21 protein-coding genes are annotated in these 21,036 nt (G+C 66.8%); 16 read left to right on the plus strand and 5 right to left on the minus strand.

Going from position 1 to position 21,036, the window contains the following annotated elements; genetic code table 11:
* Positions 1-9: 9 nt before the first annotated feature.
* Complete coding sequence (locus AB5S17_RS06780) at positions 10-276, minus strand: hypothetical protein (protein WP_369237522.1); 267 nt, start codon at positions 274-276, stop codon at positions 10-12.
* Between the two features lie 30 nt (positions 277-306).
* Between AB5S17_RS06780 and AB5S17_RS06785 the strand changes: the two genes are divergently transcribed.
* Together AB5S17_RS06785 and AB5S17_RS06790 are read left to right on the plus strand one after the other, a co-directional pair.
* Complete coding sequence (locus tag AB5S17_RS06785; RefSeq protein WP_369237524.1) at positions 307-1,248, plus strand: hypothetical protein; 942 nt, start codon at positions 307-309, stop codon at positions 1,246-1,248.
* A 117-nt stretch (positions 1,249-1,365) separates the two neighbouring features.
* Entirely contained in the window at positions 1,366-1,668 is a 303-nt protein-coding gene (locus AB5S17_RS06790; RefSeq protein WP_369237526.1) for a DUF982 domain-containing protein, read from the plus strand.
* A gap of 141 nt (positions 1,669-1,809) precedes the next feature.
* Here the strand turns inward: AB5S17_RS06790 and AB5S17_RS06795 are convergent, their stop codons facing one another.
* Positions 1,810-2,073, minus strand: coding sequence for a hypothetical protein (locus AB5S17_RS06795; protein ID WP_369237528.1), 264 nt, complete (start codon positions 2,071-2,073; stop codon positions 1,810-1,812).
* Positions 2,074-2,150: 77 nt separating this feature from the next.
* On the opposite strand from AB5S17_RS06795, the gene AB5S17_RS06800 reads away from it, so the two are divergent.
* The 11 genes from AB5S17_RS06800 to AB5S17_RS06850 all read left to right on the plus strand — a co-directional run bounded on the left by AB5S17_RS06800 (position 2,151) and on the right by AB5S17_RS06850 (position 14,376).
* Positions 2,151-3,218, plus strand: coding sequence for a hypothetical protein (locus AB5S17_RS06800; protein ID WP_369237530.1), 1,068 nt, complete (start codon positions 2,151-2,153; stop codon positions 3,216-3,218).
* Between the two features lie 511 nt (positions 3,219-3,729).
* A complete protein-coding gene (locus AB5S17_RS06805) occupies positions 3,730-4,098 on the plus strand; it encodes a response regulator (RefSeq protein WP_369237532.1) in 369 nt (122 codons plus the stop codon).
* Complete coding sequence (locus AB5S17_RS06810; protein WP_369237534.1) at positions 4,095-6,059, plus strand: chemotaxis protein CheA; 1,965 nt, start codon at positions 4,095-4,097, stop codon at positions 6,057-6,059. Before AB5S17_RS06805 ends, AB5S17_RS06810 begins: the two co-directional genes overlap by 4 nt.
* Positions 6,056-6,550: a chemotaxis protein CheW gene (locus AB5S17_RS06815; RefSeq protein WP_369237536.1), complete on the plus strand. Its 495-nt coding sequence runs from the start codon at positions 6,056-6,058 to the stop codon at positions 6,548-6,550. Before AB5S17_RS06810 ends, AB5S17_RS06815 begins: the two co-directional genes overlap by 4 nt.
* A gap of 1 nt (position 6,551) precedes the next feature.
* A complete protein-coding gene (locus AB5S17_RS06820) occupies positions 6,552-8,243 on the plus strand; it encodes a methyl-accepting chemotaxis protein (RefSeq protein ID WP_369237538.1) in 1,692 nt (563 codons plus the stop codon).
* A gap of 9 nt (positions 8,244-8,252) precedes the next feature.
* Entirely contained in the window at positions 8,253-8,723 is a 471-nt protein-coding gene (locus tag AB5S17_RS06825; protein WP_369237540.1) for a chemotaxis protein CheW, read from the plus strand.
* Between the two features lie 40 nt (positions 8,724-8,763).
* Positions 8,764-9,636, plus strand: coding sequence for a protein-glutamate O-methyltransferase CheR (locus AB5S17_RS06830; protein WP_369237542.1), 873 nt, complete (start codon positions 8,764-8,766; stop codon positions 9,634-9,636).
* Position 9,637: 1 nt separating this feature from the next.
* Positions 9,638-10,765 carry a chemotaxis response regulator protein-glutamate methylesterase gene (locus tag AB5S17_RS06835; RefSeq protein WP_369237544.1) on the plus strand — a complete coding sequence of 376 codons (1,128 nt, stop codon included), beginning with the start codon at positions 9,638-9,640 and terminating at the stop codon, positions 10,763-10,765.
* A complete protein-coding gene (locus AB5S17_RS06840; protein ID WP_369237546.1) occupies positions 10,765-12,444 on the plus strand; it encodes a hypothetical protein in 1,680 nt (559 codons plus the stop codon). Before AB5S17_RS06835 ends, AB5S17_RS06840 begins: the two co-directional genes overlap by 1 nt.
* A 576-nt stretch (positions 12,445-13,020) precedes the next feature.
* A complete protein-coding gene (locus AB5S17_RS06845) occupies positions 13,021-13,227 on the plus strand; it encodes a heavy-metal-associated domain-containing protein (protein ID WP_369237548.1) in 207 nt (68 codons plus the stop codon).
* A 213-nt stretch (positions 13,228-13,440) separates the two neighbouring features.
* The gene (locus tag AB5S17_RS06850; RefSeq protein ID WP_369237550.1) at positions 13,441-14,376 is read left to right on the plus strand and encodes a cation diffusion facilitator family transporter; all 936 of its coding nucleotides are present in this window, start codon (positions 13,441-13,443) and stop codon (positions 14,374-14,376) included.
* A 146-nt stretch (positions 14,377-14,522) separates the two neighbouring features.
* On the opposite strand, the gene AB5S17_RS06855 is transcribed toward AB5S17_RS06850, so the two are convergent.
* The gene (locus AB5S17_RS06855) at positions 14,523-14,945 is read right to left on the minus strand and encodes a helix-turn-helix domain-containing protein (protein WP_369237552.1); all 423 of its coding nucleotides are present in this window, start codon (positions 14,943-14,945) and stop codon (positions 14,523-14,525) included.
* 77 nt (positions 14,946-15,022) lie between these two features.
* Between AB5S17_RS06855 and AB5S17_RS06860 the strand changes: the two genes are divergently transcribed.
* From AB5S17_RS06860 to AB5S17_RS06870, 3 genes are all read left to right on the plus strand, one after another.
* Entirely contained in the window at positions 15,023-17,305 is a 2,283-nt protein-coding gene (locus AB5S17_RS06860) for a heavy metal translocating P-type ATPase (protein WP_369237554.1), read from the plus strand.
* Between the two features lie 7 nt (positions 17,306-17,312).
* A complete protein-coding gene (locus AB5S17_RS06865; protein ID WP_369237556.1) occupies positions 17,313-17,702 on the plus strand; it encodes a hypothetical protein in 390 nt (129 codons plus the stop codon).
* Between the two features lie 142 nt (positions 17,703-17,844).
* Complete coding sequence (locus AB5S17_RS06870) at positions 17,845-19,386, plus strand: multicopper oxidase family protein (RefSeq protein ID WP_369237558.1); 1,542 nt, start codon at positions 17,845-17,847, stop codon at positions 19,384-19,386.
* Positions 19,387-19,468: 82 nt separating this feature from the next.
* On the opposite strand, the gene AB5S17_RS06875 is transcribed toward AB5S17_RS06870, so the two are convergent.
* Positions 19,469-20,203, minus strand: coding sequence for a DUF4396 domain-containing protein (locus AB5S17_RS06875; protein ID WP_369237560.1), 735 nt, complete (start codon positions 20,201-20,203; stop codon positions 19,469-19,471).
* A gap of 3 nt (positions 20,204-20,206) precedes the next feature.
* Complete coding sequence (locus AB5S17_RS06880; RefSeq protein WP_369237562.1) at positions 20,207-20,983, minus strand: glutaredoxin family protein; 777 nt, start codon at positions 20,981-20,983, stop codon at positions 20,207-20,209.
* Positions 20,984-21,036 lie beyond the last annotated feature (53 nt).

The following is a 21,036-nucleotide window of genomic DNA, read 5'->3' on the forward strand; positions in this document are numbered from 1 at the left end:
CGCCGGACTTCAACTCCAGAGGCTGAAGGCGCCTGCGGAGGCGCGGATGAGATGGCCGGGGGCGGAGACCGGCGTCACCGCCGAGGGCGCCGGCGGTCTTCTCATGCCCCGCAGGAAGCGCGACGCTTCTGACTTTCGCCGCTCAAGGCGATCCTCGGAGAGATCACCGGGGGCATTGCAATGACGATCATCGATCAGTTCGGGAGGAACGGGAATCTCCAGGATGTCCTTCGAGGGCTCCTCGAACGGAATGGGGCTGGGGATCTCGTCGCCCATCACGCAGTCCGCAAGAGCAAGGATCTGCGGGTGATCTATACGGTGGCGGAGCGCGGCGGCTTCAGAGACGCCTGGGTCTGCGTCCTCTCCCGGTCGGGTGGCGGCGGGGCAAGGTTCGACCTGCGAAGTGCCGAAGTCCTGCCGGAATGGGATGTCCCCCATCACTTCGACATGCCGACCCACCTCCTCGACATGCTGAGCGAGGCGGGCGGTGCGGGCTCGGCCGAATGGCGGGATCTGTGCCGCCTGAGGGCGGACCTCCGTGCTCGCGTTCCGGGAAAGCCTCCGAAGCGCGGCGACGTGCTGACGGTTTCCTGCGTGGACCACCCGATCTCCTTCGACGACGGCATGCCTCGCCTTCTCTGCACGTCCGCCAATGCCCACGAGGTCGAAATGGTGCTGCTGGACGGGGCAGGAGATCCAGGAGGACAGACATTCCGACTGAAGCCGGACATGGTCCGCTCCGTCCGCCGGCCGCGCCACGAGGCGAGACCAGACCGGCTGGACTACCTGCTCGCCCACTCGGGGAAGACTTTGGAGGCGATCCATGGAAACCGGAAAGGTCCTCTCGACGAAAATGCCCTTCTCTGGCCGGCCTGCGGTGCCGGCGTTGTCGTCACCGCTGGCGAAGAGATCTGGTGGCTGGATCCCATCCGCGCGGATATGACGCCATGGGAAGTCGAGATCGTCGCGCGGTGGCAAAAGAAGGGGTTCGCTCTGGTTTCGTTGCTGTCGCCGGACGGAAGGTATTCCATGGATTTCGTGGTCGGGAGATCCCCGGACGGCGAGATCGTCGCCTTGGGCGACACGCGGGCGGGTCCCGACTGTGATGCGGTACGGTTCGCGGTGGAAGCCTGGCTGGCCCGTCGCCCTCTCGTGCAAGGATGGGACTTCCCGATGAGCCCGTCGGAGCCGAACAGCGCCGACGGGCCGGATCAGGAGGAGAATTTCGCGCCGACGCCCATGAACTGAGCCCGCTCCGGCGGCCCGAATCTTGAACCGCACCCGGCCGGAATCATATTGCATAGCGGCTGGCCGGTCCTGCATCCGGTCGCCGTGGAATCGATGTCGTTCATTCGAGGAGGGACCATGGGCTCCGTTGATTTCGCTTCGCCGCTGTTCGTGCGCACCGGGAGGAACCTCGTCCAGGAGGTCGCGTCGACGGGAGACGCGATCGATTTCCTGCTCGACTGGACCGAGACCCGGCACGACATCCTTGCCGAGACGCTGCTGCGCGCCTGCTACGACGTCCAGGGCGGCCGAAAGCCGGTCGCGACTGTGGAACGAGGGTTCGAGCACTTCGCCCGACGCGCCGGCGTCCTGGAAGATCCGCTGGCCGCGATCCCGTGGATGACGGCCGGGCGACGCGGCGGCGGACATGTCCCCGCCTGATGGACGGGAAGGCCCGCTTGAACGATGAAGAGGCGCGGATGACTGGCGGTGCGGTCGCCTCGATCGTGGCGAGTCCCACCTTAAAGGGCCATATATGACCCTTTAGCTGTCTTTTCGGTCATATATGACTCCTCACGGTAGCTAGGAGTGACGCGGCGAGATCTCGGCCTGCGGGCCGATGCGGTCGATCGCGGCGTTGACGAGAACCGGGTCGCCGCGCAGGTCGAAGCGAAGACCGGTTTCCGGATCCACGGAGAAGACGACCTGCAGCGCGTCGAAGTCGGCGTCGTCTCCGAGCCGGTCCTCGATCATCCGGACGATGGGTTCGCAGGCCTTACGAAATTCCGGCGCCGTAACCTCGTCCAGAGGCTTCGCCCTGCCCTTGTGCTCGACGATGTAGATCACGCTCCGCCTCCTCCCGACTTTCGACTTTCCATGTTCCGCGCGATGCTGCCGACGAAACGGCTCGGGAGATTGCGATCATGTCGGTAGCCTACGACTACGAGAAGTCCGACGACATCGAGAAGTCGCTGATCGACGATCTCGAGAACCACTGCGGCAAGGTCGTCGCGCACAGGCTGATGCGCAAGAGCGACGACCTGATCCACATCTATGTCGTCTCCGAGAATTGCGGCCGGCGCGCGGCCTGGGTCTGCAAGGCCCAGAAGGAGGAGCCCTATGACTGGCACCCCGGGGCCGACGTCTGGATAGCGAAGCACATGCCCGACTGGTCGATGCCGTACATGTTCGAGATGCCGGAGGACCTGCTCGACCGCCTGACGAAGACGGATGACGCCTACGCGGCCGAATGGCGGGCTCTGTGCCGGCAGAGGATCGAGGCGGCACGCCCCCTGCCGGTCCTGGCGCCGAAGCCGGGCGATACGCTGACGATCGTCAACTCCTTCACGGGCTTCGGCTTGGAGAAGGGCATCCCCCGCCTTCTCTGCCGGAAGGTCGAGGGATCGGACGTCACCGTCGTGCGGGTGGACAAGGACGGACTGCCCGAGGGAGAGGAGCGCGTCGTGCCCGCCGACATGCTCCGCCCCCTGACGGGCCTCCGGGACGACTGGCTCATAGACCGGCTCGAAGCGTACATGAAGGACACGAAGAAGATCATCGAGCAGGCCGCTTCCGTCCCCGGCGGGATCGATCCGGAGCGGACGTTCGATTTCAGCGACGTCTATTCGCCCATCTACGGCGAGGGCCGCCTCCTGCTGCCGGACGGCTCGGAATGGTTCCATGACCCGTTCTACGGGAAGGTCGACGCCAAGACACTGCAGATCCATCGCCGCTACCTCGATGCCGGCCTCGTCATGGTGCCGCTCGTCGCCCAGAACGGTGTGACGCGTGTCGCGTTCATCGTGGGCCGCGGCCCGGACGATACGGTGGTCGCGCTCCGGCACGGCGAGGTCGACGAATTGACCGAACAGGTCCGGCGGGCCCTCGAGGTCTCGCTTGGACAGGACCTCGTGGGCAGCAAGGCCGCGCCGCAATTCACCGAAGAGGTGATCGAGGACGACGAGTTCCGTCCCGCTCCGATGCTGCACTGAATACGGCCGCCGTCGCGGACGCCCTGACCGCGGAACTGCCGCCACGGATACGATCGTGACCGAAGGGCGCCGCGAACCGCTGCAGAGCCCGCGAGTTCGGGCGATCCACGGAACCGGCCGCACGTTCTTCTTCCGTGGCGGCGGAATCGGCTCTGCCCGGAGCCGATCGTGCCAGGCGTCCTGAATGATGCTCCGACATGGGAGTGCCGGGTCAGCATCGTCAGCAAAACATACCGTATGCCAAGCGTCTCTTATTTATACTTTTATAAGTAACGCGAAGACGGATCGTATTCCAAGCCGCATGCATACTTGGCGAGTTAACGCAGATTCATGACGCGTTAACTTTTGACGTCTTATAGCCCCGGGGCACACGATAATTCACTCAGGTGGATGTATCCCTGCTCACTGACTATTCGCCTAGCTTCCCATCTCCGAACATCAGGGACCGGCCGCGCCGAGCAGTCGGCTCTTCAATCCCGACATCCCCGGATCCCTCATCGAAAGGTCTCGCATGACCAAGACCATTCTCATGGTCGACGATTCGCCGTCCGTCCGGCAGGTCGTCGGGCTGACGCTGAAGAGCGCCGGCTACCACGTCCTCGAGGCGGCCGACGGCGCCGAGGCGCTGACCAAGGCGCTGGCGAACAAGGTCCATGCCGTCGTCACCGACCTCAACATGCCGGTGATGGACGGGCTGACCTTCATCCGGAAGTACCGGGCCGCGCCGGCGAGCAGCGGCGTGCCGATCGTCTTCCTGACGACCGAGTCGAGCCAGGCAATCAAGGAGCAGGCCAAGCAGGCCGGCGCGACCGGCTGGATGGTCAAGCCGTTCCAGCCGGACCAGCTTCTTGCCGTGGTCCGAAAGGTGGCAGGCGCATGAGTGCGATCGATCCGGCCGAGATGTTCCGCCAGGAGGCGGCGGACCTCCTGGAGGTGCTCGAGCAGTCGCTGCTCGATCTGGAGAAGCGCCCCGAGGACGGCGACCTCGTCTCGTCCGCCTTCCGCGCCCTGCACACCCTGAAGGGCTCGGGCGCGATGTTCGGCTTCACGGCGGTGTCCACCTTCATCCACGAGTTCGAGACGGCTTTCGATCAGGTCCGCAAGGGGGAGGCGACCGCCAGCCCCGCGCTGATCGCCGCCGCGCTCCAGGCCAAGGACCATGTGGCGGCGCTGATCGCGGACGAAGCGTCCGTCGCCGCCGCGGCGGGAGCCGCGATCCTCGACGCCCTTGCCAAGGCCATTACCGGGTCTGGCGAAGCCGGCTGGCTGGTGACGTTCCGGCTGCCGGAGAACGCGCTGCTTCTCGGCACCAATCCGAAGCTGCTTCTCGACGAGATGCAGTCCCTCGGCGCCTGCGAGATTCTCGAACGGTCCGAGCCGACGGCCCGGGTCGGCGATATCGATCCTGAGTTCCTCTACCTTGCCTGGACCGTCCGGCTGGGCGGTGCGGTCGACCAGGCGGCGATCGAGGACGTCTTCCTGTTTATCCGGGACGACATGACGCTCTCGATCGAGCGGATCGGCGATGACACGACGACGGCCACCACTGAGGTCGCACCGGAGGGCGCCCCGGTCGCGAACGCTCAGGAGGTCACCGCTTCCATCGGTCGGCCGGTTCCGGAGGCGGGTAACGCGCCGGCCGGGCCGAAGGAAAAGGCGGCCACCCTGCGCGTTCCCGCCGAGCGGCTGGACGAACTCATGGACCGGGTCGGCGAACTCGTCATCGCCCAGGCCCGTCTCAGCCAGATCGCCGCAAGCCGCCACGATCCGGCGCTCGTCGGCGTCGCCGAAGACATCGAGCGGCTGACCGCCAGCCTGCGCGATACCACCATGGGGACCCGCATGGTCCCGATCGGCACGCTGTTCGGTCGCTTCCGGCGGCTTGTCCATGACCTCGCCGACGATCTCGGCAAGGAGGTGGCGCTGGTCACGGTGGGCGAGGAGACGGAACTCGACAAGACCGTCATCGAGCAACTGGCCGACCCGCTCGTCCATCTTATCCGGAATTCGATGGACCACGGCATCGAGCGCAGCGAGACGCGGCAGGCCCGGGGAAAGGGCGGTACGGCGACGCTCCGGCTCTCGGCGGCGCATCGCGGCGCCGAGGTCGCCATCACCATCGCCGACGACGGCGCCGGCCTCGACACCGCCCGCATCCGTGCCAAGGCGGAGGCGAACGGGCTGATCGCCCAGGGCGCCCCGCTCACCGAGGGCGAGGTCCATCGCCTGATCTTCGAGCCGGGCTTCTCCACGGCGGACGCGGTGACCTCGCTCTCCGGGCGCGGCGTCGGCATGGACGTCGTCAAGCGGACGATCGAGAGCCTGCGCGGCTCGATCGACGTCGCCAGCGAGCCCGGGCACGGCACGGAGGTCACGCTGCGCCTGCCCCTGACGCTCGCCATCATCGACGGGCTGCTCGTGCGGGTCGGCTCCGGCCGCTACACGATCCCGCTCGCCGCAGTCGAGGAGTGCATCGAACTGCCGAAGGACGCCGACGCCATGCGCGGACGCTCCTTCCTTGACGTGCGCGGCGACCTCGTCCCGTTCATGCGGCTGCGCGATCTCTTCCACGCCGACGGGGAAGCCGATGCCTACCAGAAGGTGGTCGTCGTCTCGTCCGGCCAGATGCGCATCGGGCTCGTCGTCGACCAGATCATCGGCAACAACCAGACCGTCATCAAGCAGCTTTCGCGGCTTCACTCCGGGATCAAGACCTTCTCCGGCGCCACCATCCTCGGCGACGGCACCGTCGCCCTCATCCTGGACGTCATGAACCTCGTCGGCTTCGGGCAGAAGCTCGAGGAGCGCCGACGCGACAGCACCCTCGGGAGGGCCGCATGAGCGAGGCTCAGGGAGTATCTGCCATGCAGGCGCTGACCATCCGGCTGCAGGACGAGATCTTCGCGCTCGACGCGACGAGCGTCCGCGAGATCCTGGACCCGGTGCCGATCACGCGGGTGCCGAACGCCCCGGACTTCGTCGGCGGGCTGATCAACGTGCGCGGCACCATCGTGCCGCTCGCCGACCTTCGGGTCGTCTTCGGCATGGACCGGCCACCGGCCGACCATGACACACGCATCGTCGTCGTCGAGTTCGACCTCGACGGCGAGCCGATGGTGGCGGGCATTCTCGCCGACAGGGTGGACGAGGTCACCGACATCGAGGCTTCCGCGACCACGGCCGTGCCGACCGTCGGCATGCGCTGGCCGCAGGCCTTCGTCCGCGGCATCGGCAAGCGCGACGACTGCTTCATCATCATCCCCGACATGCAACGCATCTTTCGCACCGGCGGCATGGAAGCCGCATCGGGCCAGAACGAGGAAAGACACTGACATGCGCATCACTCTGAAGCTCAAGCTGGCCACGACCTTCGTCGTCGTCATCGCGATGTCCGCCGCGGGCATGCTGATCGCGACCGAGAAGCTGGGGACCCTGAACGACGCCTTCGATCAGGCCGTCAACGGCAACGTCGCCCGCATTCAGCTTGCCGACGAAATCAACCTGCAGAACGCCCGCCTCGGGCGCGAGGAGAACGATCTCATCCTGACGACGAGCCAGCAAGGCATGGCCGATCTCGTCGCGACGATGGACAAGGAGATCGCGGACATCCGCGACAAGGCGAAGCGCCTGCACGACATGTCTTCCGACAAGGGCAAGCCGGTCGTGGAGGAATTCGTCAGCGCCTTCGAGGCCTATCTCGGCAAGCATGCCGACATCCAGCGGCTCGCGCTCCAGAACCAGAACGAGGAAGCCTACCGCGTGGCGAGCGGCGATGCTCTCGCGGCCCGCCAGAATGCGGCCGCGACCCTGCAGAAGGTGGTCGACCTCAACAACGGCCAGCTTAACGATGCGAACCAGGAGACCACCGACCTCTATCTCTTCGCCCGCAACCTGGTCTTCGGCATTCTGATCGCGTCGGTACTGGTCGCCGCGGCAGCGGCCTTCTGGATCGTGATGTCGATCTCGCGGGGGCTGAGGAACGCGCAGCATCTGGCGGACATGGTCGCCGACGGCGACCTTCGCACCACCGCCGACGTGCGTTCCGACGACGAGATCGGCGACGTCCTCAACACGCTGAACCGCATGGTCGGCAAGCTTCGCGACGTCGTCGGCGACGTCTCCGGCGCGGCCCGCAACGTCGCCGCCGGCTCGGAGGAGATGTCGGCGACGGCCGAGCAGCTTTCACAGGGCGCGACCGAGCAGGCCGCCTCGACCGAGGAGGCCTCGGCTTCGATGGAGCAGATGGCGGCCAACATCAAGCAGAGCGCCGACAACGCCACCCAGACCGAGGACATCGCCAAGAAGTCGGCGGCGGACGCCATCGCCTCGGGCGAAGCCGTGACCGGTGCGGTGAACGCCATGCAGACGATCGCGGAGAAGATCCTCGTCGTCCAGGAGATCGCCCGTCAGACCGATCTTCTTGCTCTCAACGCGGCGGTCGAGGCGGCCCGGGCCGGCGAACACGGCCGCGGCTTCGCGGTGGTCGCTTCGGAGGTCCGCAAGCTTGCCGAGCGCAGCCAGGCGGCGGCGACGGAGATCTCCGGGCTCTCCGGCAACACGCTGAAGACCGCGCAGCAGGCAGGCGACATGCTCTCCAAGCTTGTCCCGGACATCCAGAGGACCGCGAAGCTCGTCGAGGAGATCTCCACCGCCAGCCGCGAGCAGACGGCCGGCGCCGGGCAGGTCAACACGGCGATCCAGCAACTCGACAAGGTGACCCAGCAGAACACCGCGGCCGCCGAGGAAATGTCCTCGACCGCCGAGGAACTGGCGAGCCAGGCCGAGCATCTCGCTTCCGCGATCAGCTACTTCAAGCTCGACGACGGCGCCGGTCGCGAGACCGTCCGGACCGCCCAAGCGAGCAAGCCGGCCGCCCGCGGCAGGTCCAAGGTCACGCCGGAAGCCGAGCGGGCGCTGCGCAAGATGTCCGACCGCATGCATGGCAAGGGCGGCGGCTTCGACCTCGACATGGACGAGGCCAGCGACGATCTCGACCGGGAATTCTCCCAGCGCTCGGCCGCCTGAGGCAGGGTCATGAACCAGATCGTCCAGTATCTGACCTTCGGTGTGGCGGAGCACCTCTTCGCCGCACCGGTCGGGCGGGTTCGCGAGATCCTGGATCTCGCCCCGGTCTCGCGGCTCCCGCGCAGCCCGGCCGAATTCCTCGGCATGATCGACGTCCGGGGCGCGAGCGTCCCGGTCATCGACGCGAGGCGGCTCCTCGGCCTCGGCGACGCGGACGACACGGCCAGCACCCGCATCGTCGTCCTGACCATGATGCGCGGCGGTCGTGAGACGGTGGTTGGCCTGAAGACCGACCGCGTGCTCGAAGTCACCAACCTCGACGAGGAAACGCTCGAGGCTCCTCCGGAGATCGGCGCTCGCGACTGGAACGACGGCGCGATCACCGGCCTCGGTCGCCGCAACGGCGCCTTCGTCACCGTCATCGACGTCGACCGCCTCTTCGCCGACGTCGATCTCACGCAGCGGGCGGTCGCCGCCTGACGGCGGCCGCTTCTTTCCCCCGACACCGAAAGCGAACACAATGAGCGCCCTCGCGTCTCGTACAGGCCATGACCACCTTCCGGCCGCCGACTTCGAGCGGATCTCCGCGCTCGTCGGGGAGACCATCGGCATCCGGCTCACGCCCCAGAAGCGCCTGATGGTCGAGAGCCGGCTGCGCAAGCGGTTCCGGCACACGGAGCGGGCGGGATTTGCCGACTACTGCCGCTTCCTCTTCGACGAGGGCGGGCTCGAAACGGAGATGGTGCATCTGGTCGATGCCATCACCACGAACAAGACGGACTTCTTCCGCGAGGCCGAGCACCTCCACCTCATGGAGCGGCAGATCGTGCCCGAACTGCTGCAGCGCCGCCGCGAGCCGCGTCCTGTGGTGAAGGTCTGGAGCGCGGCGAGTTCGAACGGCGCGGAAGCCTACTCGATCGCGATGATCCTGCAGGACATGATCGATGCAGGCCGCCCGTTCCGCTATGCGCTCCTTGGCACCGACATCTCGACGGCGGTGCTCGAGGCGGCCCGCCAGGCGATCTATCCGGCGGACGCGATCGCTCCGGTCCCGCGGCACCTCGCCGAGCGCTATGTCCTCAGAGGCCGCAGCCCCGAGCGCGGCGACCAGGTCCGGATCGCCCCGGCGATCCGCAGGCGCGTGCTCTTCGAGCGCATGAACCTGATGGACGCGACCTATCCCTACGACCGCGACGTCGACATCGTCTTCCTGCGCAACGTCTTGATCTACTTCGACAAGACCGACCAGGAGGCCGTCGTCGACCGCCTCCTTGGCCATGTCCGGCCGGGCGGGTTCCTGATCGTCGGACACTCCGAATCCATGATCGTCCGGGAAGGGCCGGTGCAGCAGGTCGCACCAGGCGTCTACCGCAAGGTCCAAGGGGGGAACTGACATGACCGACAGCCACGGCGACGCCAAGATCCGCGCCCTGATCGTCGACGACTCCGCGTCGGTCCGGTCGGTCCTCAGCACCATCCTGAACGGCGATCCGGAGATCGAGGTCATGGGGGCGGCAGCCGATGCCTACGCCGCCGCCGAGATTATCCGCGGCGAGGTCCCCGACGTGATGTTTCTCGACATCGAGATGCCGAGGATGGACGGCCTGACCTTCCTGAAGAAGATCATGGCGCAGCGGCCGATCCCGGTGGTCATCTGCTCGAGCCTGACCGAGGAGGGATCGGACATGATGATGCAGGCGCTGGCCGCCGGCGCCGTGGACGTCGTCACCAAGCCGAAGGTCCACACCGCCCAGCACCTGCGCGAATCCGCGATGACGATCTGCGACGTCGCAAAGGCCGCCGCCCATGCCCGCGTCCGGTCCCGCAAACCGCGGGCGATGAAGGCGACGGTGGAGGCGAAGAACCTTGCGGACGTGATGATCCCGTCGATTTCGCCGGAGCGGGCGGAGAAGCTGAAGCTCTCGATTCCCGCCACCGAGCCGGTCCTCTGCATCGGCGCCTCGACCGGCGGCACCGAGGCGCTGGCGGCGGTCCTGGCGACGCTGCCGGCCGACTGCCCCGCGATGCTCGTCGTCCAGCACATGCCGGAAGGCTTCACCGCGGCCTTCGCCCGCCGCCTCGACGGCCTCTGCGCGCCGCGGGTCGCGGAGGCCCGCGACGGCGATCTCGTCCGGCCGGGGCAGGTTCTGATCGCTCCGGGTAATCATCACATGATGCTCCGCCGGGCGGGTAGCCGCTACACCGTCACCGTTGCCGCGGGCCCGCCGGTCTGCCGGCACCGTCCCTCGGTCGACGTCCTGTTCCGATCGGCCGCCCAGGCCGCGGGCCCGAACGTCGTCGCCGCGATCCTGACCGGCATGGGCGACGACGGCGCCCGCGGCCTCCTCGAAATCCGCCAGACGGGTGGGCGAACGATCGCCCAGAACGAGGAGACCTGCGTCGTCTTCGGCATGCCGAAGGAGGCGATCGACCGCGGCGGGGCGGAGACGATCCTGCCTCTCGGCAGGATCGGGGGGGAACTCCTGTCGCCGACGAAGCCGGCACGGACGAAGGTGGCGTGATGAAGGCCGTTCAAGCGCTGACACTGACGGAAGAGGCGGACCCATCCGGCGGTCTCCCGGAGATCGCGCAGGAGATCGACGCTGTCGCGGCCGACATCGAAAAGGATTTCCTGGCGGTCGGCGACTGCCTCATCGGCGCGATCGGCCTGTTCGACGAGATGCGCCGCACCATCGAAGGCTCGGCCGCGCGATTGGACGGCGACGACCTCGCCGTCGCCACGACGGTCATCGCGTCTCTGCCCGAACGGATGCGCGACGTCTCCCTTCGCCTGGAGGAGGAGGACGCCGTCATCGTGAGGGTCGCTCAAGCGGTCAAAGCTCTTGACCGACCCTTCTCGTCACTGGCCTCCTCGACGCAGATCATCGAGGCGGTCGCCATGAATGCCCGCATCGTCTCCGCGGGCGTCCCGGATCTTGGTGCCACGGATCTCGCCGTGTTCTCGGATGACGTGCTCGAACTGGCGCGGAAAGCCGTCGCGACAGTGAAATCGCTGCGCGGCGAGGAGGAGGCGCTGGGTGGTCTCGTCCGTGAGGCACAGCAGCGCTCGAAGCGGTTCCGACAGACCTTCGACATCCTGAGCCTAGGCGCGGCGACGTCGCTGCACGCCGCGCTGGAGCGGTTCGAAGGTCACGCGGTCACCGAGAGGCAGCGGGCCGAAGAGGCCGGCCATGCGATCGGCTCCCGGTCCGCCGCATTCGCAGGTATCGTTCCCGCGCTTCAGGTCGGAGACGCCACCCGCCAACGGCTCGAACACGTCGCCTCGGCGGTTCGCCTGGACATTGCAACGCCGGCCCTTCTGGCTCTCCAACAGCGCCAGGTCGAGGCGGCGGGGGCGGACCTGTTCGACGACGTCCACGCGATCGAGGGCCGCCTGTCGCCTGTTCTGGAGCAGGCCGCCGAAACCTTTCGGCTGTTCGTGAAGAAGGATGACGACGACGCGGTGCGCTTCCTCGCGGATGTCGTCGGACGGCTCGTCGAAAATCTTCACGAGGCGGCGCACGAACATCAGCGCAATCGCGTACTCAAAGAGGCGATCGAGGCTGCCGTCGGCCGGATAGGCAACCATACCGCGACGATGCGGGATCTCGAATTCTCGATGCGGATGGTCAGCCTGAACACGGCGATAAGCTGCTCGAACCTGGGCAGCCGTGGGCGGGCGTTAAGCGTCATCTCGCTCCAATTGCGCGAACTCGTCGGCGAGATGCTGACCCGTTCCGACGACGCCAGCGATATGTCTGAAGCGCTCGGATCGGCATGTGCGGCTATCGGCGCCGGCCTTCAGGATGCGAACGAGGTGGCGGCGATCGGCCGCGAGGCGACCGGAAGTCTGGACCGTCTCAAGCAGGCTCTCGAAGACCATCGCGGCGGCTTCGCTGCGGTTCTCCGGGTATCCCGCAAGGTGGACGGATTGCTCCAGGACGCGGATGCGGCGCTCGGTCGGCAGGCGGTCCTCGTCAGTCGGATCGAGGATTGCGCGGACGCCATACAGGTCTGGATCCCGGACGCATCCGCAGAGGCCCAGCATGATTTGTCACCGGAGATCGAGGCGCTATTGCAGGCGACCTACACCATGGATGCAGAGCGCGACGTGCATGACCGATTCTTGGGCCGGGCGCCATTCCAGCCACCTCGTGACGTAGCTCGTGACGCCGTAGATCTGGCGAACGTCTTGTTCTGATCCGACAAGGCTGCTCGCCCCGAAGACGGCAGCGGCGCTCGCCGGGATGCAGTCCTGCATGATCCGCGCTTCCACAGCCGCTGCCTCTAGAAACCAGGCTTATCCATGCCCGCCGCGGGCTGCGCTGCCGCGCCGGCTGCACTCGACGAGTTCCCGGATCCGCACGACGAGATGCTCGGCGACGAGACGGCGGGCGTCGTCGTAGGCCTGCCAGTCTACGCGCGGGCGGGCGATCGCGATCCGGGCGCGCAGGTCCGGCGGGATATCCTACGAGGCAAGCAGCACGATTTCCCGAGTTCCCCGCCACAAAGACCCTGACAATCTCGGGATGTCAGGTCCTGCGCGGTCCGACATCGGGACGTTGCGGCGGCCCCTCGCTCGAGGCGTCGGCCGCCGTGTCGATCGGCGCATCGGGGTCGAACTCGTTTTCTTCCGTCTCCGACCCAGGCCGTTCGTCGCGCGTTCTTCCGTGCTTCATTCCGCTCTCTTCCGCATGGATTCCGAACGCATCGCGTCACCATGCGTTTCACCGCGGCTCGACCATTTCCGGTCGGCGGCGAACCGGAGGATGTCTGGATGCGAAGATACAAGGTGCCGGGTCTGCACTGCGGCGGATGCGCGAAGACGGTCACGCGGGCCCTCAGGCAGCATATGGGCGAGGAGGTCGAAATGGAGACCGACGTGGCCGCCAGGGAAGTGCGCGTGGCGGATTCCGCCGACCCGCAGGTCGTGATGTTCCTTCTCGACGGGGCGGGCTATCCGGTCGACCGCGTTCTTGAATAGTCGATCTAGCGGACATCGCTCGTCCCGGTCCAGCCGGCGAGATCTACCGGCGGCATATCAGGTGCCGTCGTCTCGCCATGCCTTTGATTCCTGGGCAGTGTCCTTGACAGCCTTATCTGAAATCCCGGCTTGCTCCTTTAGCCGCTATAGATCGTAGCGTCGCAAGAACAGGAATAGGCAGGCTCCGGCCGGCCCTACAAGAGGTTCTCGCCGATGCCGCCCAACCACGACCATTCACAAAGCCACGGAGGAGGCGGGCACAGCCACGCGCCTGCAAGCTTCGGCCGGGCCTTCGCCATCGGCATCACGCTGAACGTCGTCTACGTTGCGCTCGAGGCAACGTTCGGCCTGTTCTCTGGCTCGCTCGCGCTTCTTTCCGATGCGGGGCATAACCTCTCCGACGTGCTCGGACTGGTGCTGGCTTGGGCCGCTGCGTGGCTTTCCCGCAAGCCGCCGAACGGCGACAGGACCTACGGGTACAAGCGCACGCCGATCCTCGCCTCGCTGGCGAACGCCATGATCCTGCTGGTCGCCGTCGGCGTGATCGGGTGGGAGGCGATCCGTCGCCTGATCGAGCCCGAGCCGGTCGCCACCTCGACCGTCCTCTGGGTGGCGGTGGTCGGCGTGTTCGTCAACGGCATCACGGCCTGGCTGTTCATGTCCGGCCGAAAGGGCGACCTCAACATCCGCGGCGCCTTTCTGCACATGGCGGCCGACACGGCAGTGACGGTCGGCGTCATCGTCGCCGCGCTGCTGATCATGTGGACGGGCTGGACCTGGCTCGACCCCGTGGTCAGTCTGGTCATCGCGGCGGTCATCCTGGTCGGCACCTGGAGCCTCCTGAAGGATTCCCTAAGGCTCGCCGTCGACGCGGTCCCGCCGGGGATAGACCTCGACGCGGTTCGCGAGCACCTGGCGGCGGCGGATTGCGTCGAGGAGGTACACGACCTTCATGTCTGGGGGATGAGCACCACCGAGACCGCGATGACCGTCCACCTCGTCTGCGCGGACCGGGAGGCGACCGACGCTATGATGTCGCGGCTTCCGGGCGAAATGCACGACAAGTTCGGAATCGAGCACTGCACGGTGCAGGTCGAAACGCCGGAGGTCGCGCGGTCCTGCCGGCTCCGGCCCGCTCATGTCGTCTAAGGAGGGCGACCGCCGCGACGGGAACGCCTTCAGCCCCCAAGGAGGACGACCGGCAGACTCCATGGGGATCTGCGCGCATGCCCGGGATGTCGACGGGATCGCAAATGTCGGCCGCTCGTCGCCGTTCGCTTCCGCGGTCGCGGCTTCTAATGCTGATCATGGATGCACTCACAGTGGTCCCCGAGAACCTCGATGACGCGGCAGTTCGCGACCGTCTCGTTTCGGCAGCGGGTCATCCGCTCCACTTCCTCACGCAGGGCGCTCAGCCTGGCGATCTTCCGATCGATCTCGGCGAGGTGCGTACGGGCGATCTCGTCCGCGTCGCGGCAGGGACGGGATGGATGACCTGCGAGGTCGAGAAGCTGCCGGATCGCGTCCACCTCGAAGCCGAGTTCCCGAGCATGGCGTATGAACCGGAGGCGGCTGAGATCCTCCTCGTCGTAGAGGCGCCGGTTGCCCTCCGTGCGAGGCGGCGACGGCAGCAGCCCGATCTGTTCGTAGTAGCGGATCGTCGGAATCTTGATGCCGCTCGCCCTCGATGCGCCGCCGATGGCAACCGCCCTCTGCATCTTCTGCCCTATGCCTCTTGCTCCTCTAGCCGCTGGAGGAGGTAGCGTCGCCCCCGATCGGAGGCAAGGAATTCATCATGAGCCAGACTGAACTCGAAAGCCGCTACCGAGTAAGCGGGATGGACTGCCCCTCCTGCGCCGCCAAGATCGACGCGGCGGTGAAGGGCATCAAAGGGGTGGAGGACGTTTCGGTCTCCGTTGTAGCCGGCAGCCTGACAATCGGGCATAGGGTCGGGTTTTCAGACGAGTCCCTGATGAAGCGTGTCCGCAAGCTCGGCTACGGGATCGAGCCTTTCCCCGAAAAGCCGGATCAGGGCGGCGCGGAGGGCCCGGTTGTCAGCGATCAATGCGGTTCGGCGTGCTGTGGCCATTCCAACGGCGATGAGGCGGACACGATCGAGCACCGTCATGACGCTGCCGAGGCCGCGCTCCATCGACACGCGCCGAATTCGGCGCAGGGTTCTGGCCCGGCATGGTGGCGCACCGTCAAGGTGCGGATGGCGGTCGGCTACGGGATCGCGATTCTCGCCGCCTACGCGATCGGGGCTGTATGGCCGCAAGCCGAGGCTCCGGCGCTCGTCGCCGCGCTCGCCGTCGGGCTCGTCCCGGTCTCGCGGCGGGCCGTCATGGCCGCCCGCTTCGGCACGCCCTTTTCCATCGAGATGCTGATGACAGTGGCAGCCGTAGGGGCCGTCATCCTCGGTGCGGTGTCGGAAGCTGCGATCGTCGTCCTGCTCTTCCTGGTGGGAGAGATGCTGGAGGGAGTCGCAGCCGGTCGTGCCCGCAGGAGCATCGAGGGGCTTGTGACGCTGGTCCCGGAGACGGCGCTCCTGGAGCGGGGTGACGTCGTGCAGAAGGTTTCTGCGGACGCCCTGCAGCCAGGGGACGTCGTGTTGGTCAGGCCGGGAGACCGGCTGCCGGCCGACGGGCGGGTCAGTGACGGAGCGAGTTCTGTCGACGAGTCGTCGATCACGGGGGAGAGCGTGCCGAAGAGCAAGGCCGTCGGGGATCAGGTCTTTGCGGGCACGGTGAACCACGACGGCGTGCTTAGGGTAGAGGTCACGGCTGCGGCGCAGGACAACACGATCGCCAAGGTCGTCTGGATGGTCGAGGAGGCGCAGGAGGCGAAGTCGCCCACGGAGCGCTTCATCGAGCGCTTTTCGCGAACCTACACGCCATGCGTCGTCGCCGCGGCGACTCTCGTCGCGGTCGTTCCGCCTCTCGGATTCGGGTTCGCCTGGAGCGCTTGGGTCTACAAGGGGCTTGCGATCCTTCTCATCGGCTGCCCCTGCGCGCTCGTGATCTCCACGCCCGCGGCGATCGCGGCGGGCCTGTCCGCCGGCGCCCGTCGAGGCCTCCTGATGAGGGGGGGTGCCGTTCTTGAGATGCTGGGCCGGGTGGACGTGGTCGCGCTCGACAAGACGGGCACCTTGACGGCAGGCGAGCCGGAGGTGACAGACCTCATCGCGGTGGGACGGTCACAGCGCGAAGTGATCTCGATGGCGGCCGCCCTCGAGCAGACATCGAGCCATCCGCTGGCAAGGGCGATCCTGAAGCTTGCGCAGAACGCGAGAGCGCCGGTCCCACCACTGCTCGGCGGCACGGTCGTTCCCGGCGAAGGGGTCTCGGGCAAGCTCGGTGGCGAGAACCTGTTCCTCGGCTCGGCGCATGGTGCGCAGCGCCTCGCTTGCCTGGATGAGCAGCGGGCCGAGATCGATCGCCTGCACGCCCAGGGGAAGACGGTCTCGGTGCTCGTCGCAGGAGGGACCGTCGCGGGGCTGATCGCCCTCCGCGACCAGCCCCGGCCGGACGCGGCGGCGGCTCTCTCTCGTCTGCGCGAGCGCGGGCTCCGGACGCTGATGCTGACAGGCGACAACGCGCGGACGGCCGAGGCGCTCGGCGCCGATCTCGGCGTCGAGGCGCGGTCGGAACTCCTGCCGCAGGACAAGGCGCGGATCGTTCGAGAGCTTCAGGCGGAGGGCCGAAGGGTGGCCAAGGTCGGCGACGGCATCAACGACGCGCCTGCGCTCGCGACGGCAGATGTCGGCATCGCCATGGGGGGCGGAGCCGACGTGGCGCTCGAGACGGCAGACGCCGCGTCCCTTCATGCGCGGGTGACGGACATCCCCGACATGATCGCGCTATCGCGGACAGTGATGGGGAACATCCGCCAGAATATCGGCATCGCGCTCGGCCTCAAGGCGGTGTTCCTGGTCACGACGGTTGCAGGGGTCACCGGGCTCTGGCCCGCGATCCTTGCCGATACCGGGGCCACCGTCCTCGTGACCGCGAACGCCATGCGACTTCTCTCCTGGCGAGGCGATCCCGCATTGGACGGGGCCGCTCGCGAGCGGTATTGAGGCCGCTATGGATTCGACAGGGAAGCATTTTCGGCTCCTATGCCGATCGCTCGCCGCGGTCGCGATCCTGCTCGCCCTTTTTATCTCATCGGTAGGCACGGCAACCGCCGACGGGTCGGGCTCCGGACACGTCGGCCGGCATTGCGCCACGACGGGAGCGGATCATGGCGGGATGGCGGCCATGCGGCATTTGACCGGTCATCCTCGGCGCCACACCGGACTTGCCGGCCATGGAACGATGGACCAAAGCTGCGCCGCCCATTGCCTGACGGCCGTCCCCGCCGCGGATCTGCGGATGGGATTCGTCCCGTTGAGCCGCGACATCGCCTTCTCGATCACCGCGGACGAAGCCGACGGGCTGAACGGGCCTGCCGTCGAGCGCCCTCCACGCGCCTGATCGCGAGGCGGCCGGTGCCGGCCGTCGTGAGGGTTCGCGATCGGGAAGATCGCGAAGAGCAAACCGGAACGAGCCCGCCCAGAGGTGCCGCCACGAAGATGGTGCGGCCGCGTGCGCGCTCGCAGACATTCGAGAACCAGACATGACACTTTTGACCCGCCGACGCTTCCTGGCGTCCTCGGCAGCCGCTGCTGCCGCCACCGCATTTCGGCCGATGCCGTCTCTGGCGAAGCCCGCATCAACGCGTCTCGTCGTCGAACGCCGGACGATCGAGGTGAACGGCCGGCCGGCCTCCGTCCTCGGCGTACGCCAGCCGAACGGCACGCCCGGCCTCGTCCTCGACCCGGGGGAGGCGTTCCGTGTCCGGCTGGAGAACCGGCTCGACGAACAGACGATCGTGCACTGGCACGGACAGACGCCGCCGCCGTCCGAGGACGGCGTGGCCGACACCGGCTACGTGTCGCCTCTCGCTCCTGGAGAGAGCCGCGCCTACGACTTCGCTGCCAGGCCGGGAACGCATTGGATGCATTCCCATCAGGGACTGCAGGAGCAGCTTCTGCTCGCCGCCCCCCTGGTGGTCCGAACGCCGGAGGAGGCGCTGGACGATCGCCAGGAGGTGACGGTCCTTCTGCAGGACTTCAGCTTCCGTGGCCCGACGGAGATCCTGGCCGGCCTGACGGGGGAGACAGCCGATACCGCGACCGTGCACCAGGGCATGAACCATGGCAGCATGGTCATGACTCCGCCGCCGGCCATGGACCACGAAATGGAAGGCATGAACGGGTCGATGCCCGGCATGCCGATGCGGCACGCGGCGCCGGGAAATGGCGCGTCGTCGGCGATGTCGATGATGCAGGGCGCCGGCATGATGGACCTCAACGACGTCGAGTACGATGCCTTCCTCGCCAATGAACGGACCCTGCGGGACCCGCTCGTCGTTCGGACCGAGGGCGGCGGACGGGTTCGGCTCCGCCTGATCAACGGCGCGACGTCGACGGCGTTCTGGATCGACCTCGGCAACGCGGTGGGTGAAGTCGTCGCGGCGGATGGCAATCCCGTCACTCCCGTACGGGGCAGCCGCTTTCCTCTCGCCCAGGCCCAGCGACTGGACATCCTCGTGCAGATGCCGAAGCAGGGCGTCGTGCCCGTGATCGCCCAGCGCGAGGGTGGTCGCTCGAGGACAGGGATCATCCTGGCGACCCCGGATGCCGCCGTTCGCCGCGTTCCCGACGAAGCGGACGACATGGCCGGTCCCGTCGATCTCTCGCTGGAACATCGCCTGCGGGCATTGCGGCCGCTCTCGGAAAAGCGGCCGGACGTGGTGCACGAGGTCAGTCTTAACGGCTCGATGATGCCCTACGCCTGGGCCCTCGACGGTCGAACCTGGGCGAACCACCAACCGCTGCAGGTTTCGAAGGGAGACCGCGCCCTGCTGAAGCTCGTCAATCGGACCGCGATGGCGCATCCGATGCATCTGCATGGGCATCATTTCCAGGTCGTCGAACTGGAGGGTCGGCCTCTGGGGGGCGCCGTGCGTGACACCGTCATGGTGCCTGCGAGGGGAACCGTCTCAGTCGCCTTCGACGCGGTCAATCCGGGGCGTTGGCTGTTCCACTGCCACAACCTCTACCACATGGCGACCGGCATGATGACGGAAGTGGCCTACGGTCCGCGGGCATCCTGAGGCGACTGACGGGGCCGGAGATCGCCTTTCCGGCCTCGTCCTGTCACGCGGCTTGGTCTGCCGATACAGGCTGGGGAACGGACTACATCGCCTCCTTGATCCCCTTCCGGATCAGCCACCAGTTGACCGGATAGGCGGTGAGGAAGCCGCAGATCATCGCGATCTGCATGGACGCCCAGAACTCGACCATGTTCACCTCGAGCTTCACGCCGAGGATCGCGCCGAAGATCCAGAAGTGCATGATCGCCATGAAGCCGTACATGCCGATCTGCCAGGAGGTGAGGGACAGCGTGTCGGCCTTCACCGCCTCAATGATGCCCTTGCCGGGCGACAGGCCGCGCATCGGCACGATGGTCGCGTACTGAAAGCCGACGCCGAGGAGGAAGGCGAGGATGTAATCGACGATCCACACGGCGAAGATCTTGTCGGGGAAGATGCTCTGGTACCCAAACCAGACCGCGATCGCCGGGACGATGAAGACCAGCCATTCGGCGACGATGTCGCCAAGCGTGCAGCCGGCGCCGCAGTGCGTTGCGCCCTTGCCGACCTTGGCCGGAAATGGCGTTAGCTTCTTGTGCGGCATCTCCTCGTCGCGCTGCATCGCCGCATGCGCCACCTCGTGACGGGCGAGCCGACCGTAGGTCCAGTATGCCCAGACCGCGAGCGGCCCGGCATAAAGACCGGTGACCGGCCAGACGACGTTCATGATCGACATGTGCTGGGGATGGCGAACGATGTCGGTGAGGATCACCGCGGCAGAGGCGAAGCCGACAAGCAGCATCGCGATCGCGACGATGTGGAGCCATTCGGGGATCATCGCTTACGCTCCCCAGACGAGCATGCGGATCGGCATCCAGAGGCCCATGCCGATCATGACGAGGTTCTCGGTCAGCGAGACGAAGCCGAGCGGCACGTTGGACCCACCGCCGACGCAGGCGCACTTCAATTCGCGCTTCTGGACGTAGACCGCGTAGAAGACCGAGATCGCTCCGACCGTGCCGATGAAGAGGGCGATCGGCGCCGAGATCCAGGTCAGCGTGCCGGCGATCATCAGCAGGCCCGACATGGTCTCGCCGAAGGGATAGATCTTGCCGTACCGGACCCAGCGCTTGGCGAGGAGATCGTAGTTGAGGAACATCGTGGAGAAGCTCTCGACGTCCTGAAGCTTCTGGATCCCGAGAAGGCACATGGAAATCGCGAAGAACCACTCGATCGCCCGCACCGTGAAGACGGTGTCGTAGACCGCCCATGACACCGCGAGGCCCATCAGGAAGGCGACCGAGAAGATCGCGATCACCGGCTGGTAGGTGGTCTCGTCCTTCGACTTGACGTGCTTGCCGAAATGCTCGCGCAGTTCGGTGTAGCCTCCGACGCGCTCGCCGCCGATGAATGTCTGCGGCGTCGTCTCGACGCCGTGCTCTTCCTTGAACGCGTCGGTCTTGGCGCGGGTCGTCAGGTGATGGTCCTCGACCTCGAAGCCCTGCCGCTCAAGCAGATCCTTGGATTTCAGGCCATAAGGGCAGACGTGCTTCTCCATGACCATCCGGTAGAGGACGGCCTTCCTGTCCCGTTCGGACACGACACTCGTAGTGCTCATCTAGATTACTCCGTTGTGGCTCTCCACGTTGTCTGCGCGAGCCGGGCTTCGGC

The organism is Jiella sp. M17.18 (assembly GCF_041027365.1).
In the GTDB taxonomy this organism is placed as follows: Bacteria; Pseudomonadota; Alphaproteobacteria; order Rhizobiales; family Rhizobiaceae; genus VKMB-3413.

Bases quoted from the DNA above. Each gene is read 5' to 3' on its own strand.
- AB5S17_RS06780 (WP_369237522.1), bottom strand. From the start codon at position 276: ATGGGCGACGAGATCCCCAGCCCCATTCCGTTCGAGGAGCCCTCGAAG.
- AB5S17_RS06790 (WP_369237526.1), top strand. From the start codon at position 1,366: ATGGGCTCCGTTGATTTCGCTTCGCCGCTGTTCGTGCGCACCGGGAGG.
- AB5S17_RS06800 (WP_369237530.1), top strand. From the start codon at position 2,151: ATGTCGGTAGCCTACGACTACGAGAAGTCCGACGACATCGAGAAGTCG.
- AB5S17_RS06805 (WP_369237532.1), top strand. From the start codon at position 3,730: ATGACCAAGACCATTCTCATGGTCGACGATTCGCCGTCCGTCCGGCAG.
- AB5S17_RS06810 (WP_369237534.1), top strand. From the start codon at position 4,095: ATGAGTGCGATCGATCCGGCCGAGATGTTCCGCCAGGAGGCGGCGGAC.
- AB5S17_RS06815 (WP_369237536.1), top strand. From the start codon at position 6,056: ATGAGCGAGGCTCAGGGAGTATCTGCCATGCAGGCGCTGACCATCCGG.
- AB5S17_RS06820 (WP_369237538.1), top strand. From the start codon at position 6,552: ATGCGCATCACTCTGAAGCTCAAGCTGGCCACGACCTTCGTCGTCGTC.
- AB5S17_RS06825 (WP_369237540.1), top strand. From the start codon at position 8,253: ATGAACCAGATCGTCCAGTATCTGACCTTCGGTGTGGCGGAGCACCTC.
- AB5S17_RS06830 (WP_369237542.1), top strand. From the start codon at position 8,764: ATGAGCGCCCTCGCGTCTCGTACAGGCCATGACCACCTTCCGGCCGCC.
- AB5S17_RS06835 (WP_369237544.1), top strand. From the start codon at position 9,638: ATGACCGACAGCCACGGCGACGCCAAGATCCGCGCCCTGATCGTCGAC.
- AB5S17_RS06840 (WP_369237546.1), top strand. From the start codon at position 10,765: ATGAAGGCCGTTCAAGCGCTGACACTGACGGAAGAGGCGGACCCATCC.
- AB5S17_RS06845 (WP_369237548.1), top strand. From the start codon at position 13,021: ATGCGAAGATACAAGGTGCCGGGTCTGCACTGCGGCGGATGCGCGAAG.
- AB5S17_RS06850 (WP_369237550.1), top strand. From the start codon at position 13,441: ATGCCGCCCAACCACGACCATTCACAAAGCCACGGAGGAGGCGGGCAC.
- AB5S17_RS06855 (WP_369237552.1), bottom strand. From the start codon at position 14,945: ATGCAGAGGGCGGTTGCCATCGGCGGCGCATCGAGGGCGAGCGGCATC.
- AB5S17_RS06860 (WP_369237554.1), top strand. From the start codon at position 15,023: ATGAGCCAGACTGAACTCGAAAGCCGCTACCGAGTAAGCGGGATGGAC.
- AB5S17_RS06865 (WP_369237556.1), top strand. From the start codon at position 17,313: ATGGATTCGACAGGGAAGCATTTTCGGCTCCTATGCCGATCGCTCGCC.
- AB5S17_RS06870 (WP_369237558.1), top strand. From the start codon at position 17,845: ATGACACTTTTGACCCGCCGACGCTTCCTGGCGTCCTCGGCAGCCGCT.
- AB5S17_RS06875 (WP_369237560.1), bottom strand. From the start codon at position 20,203: ATGATCCCCGAATGGCTCCACATCGTCGCGATCGCGATGCTGCTTGTC.
- AB5S17_RS06880 (WP_369237562.1), bottom strand. From the start codon at position 20,983: ATGAGCACTACGAGTGTCGTGTCCGAACGGGACAGGAAGGCCGTCCTC.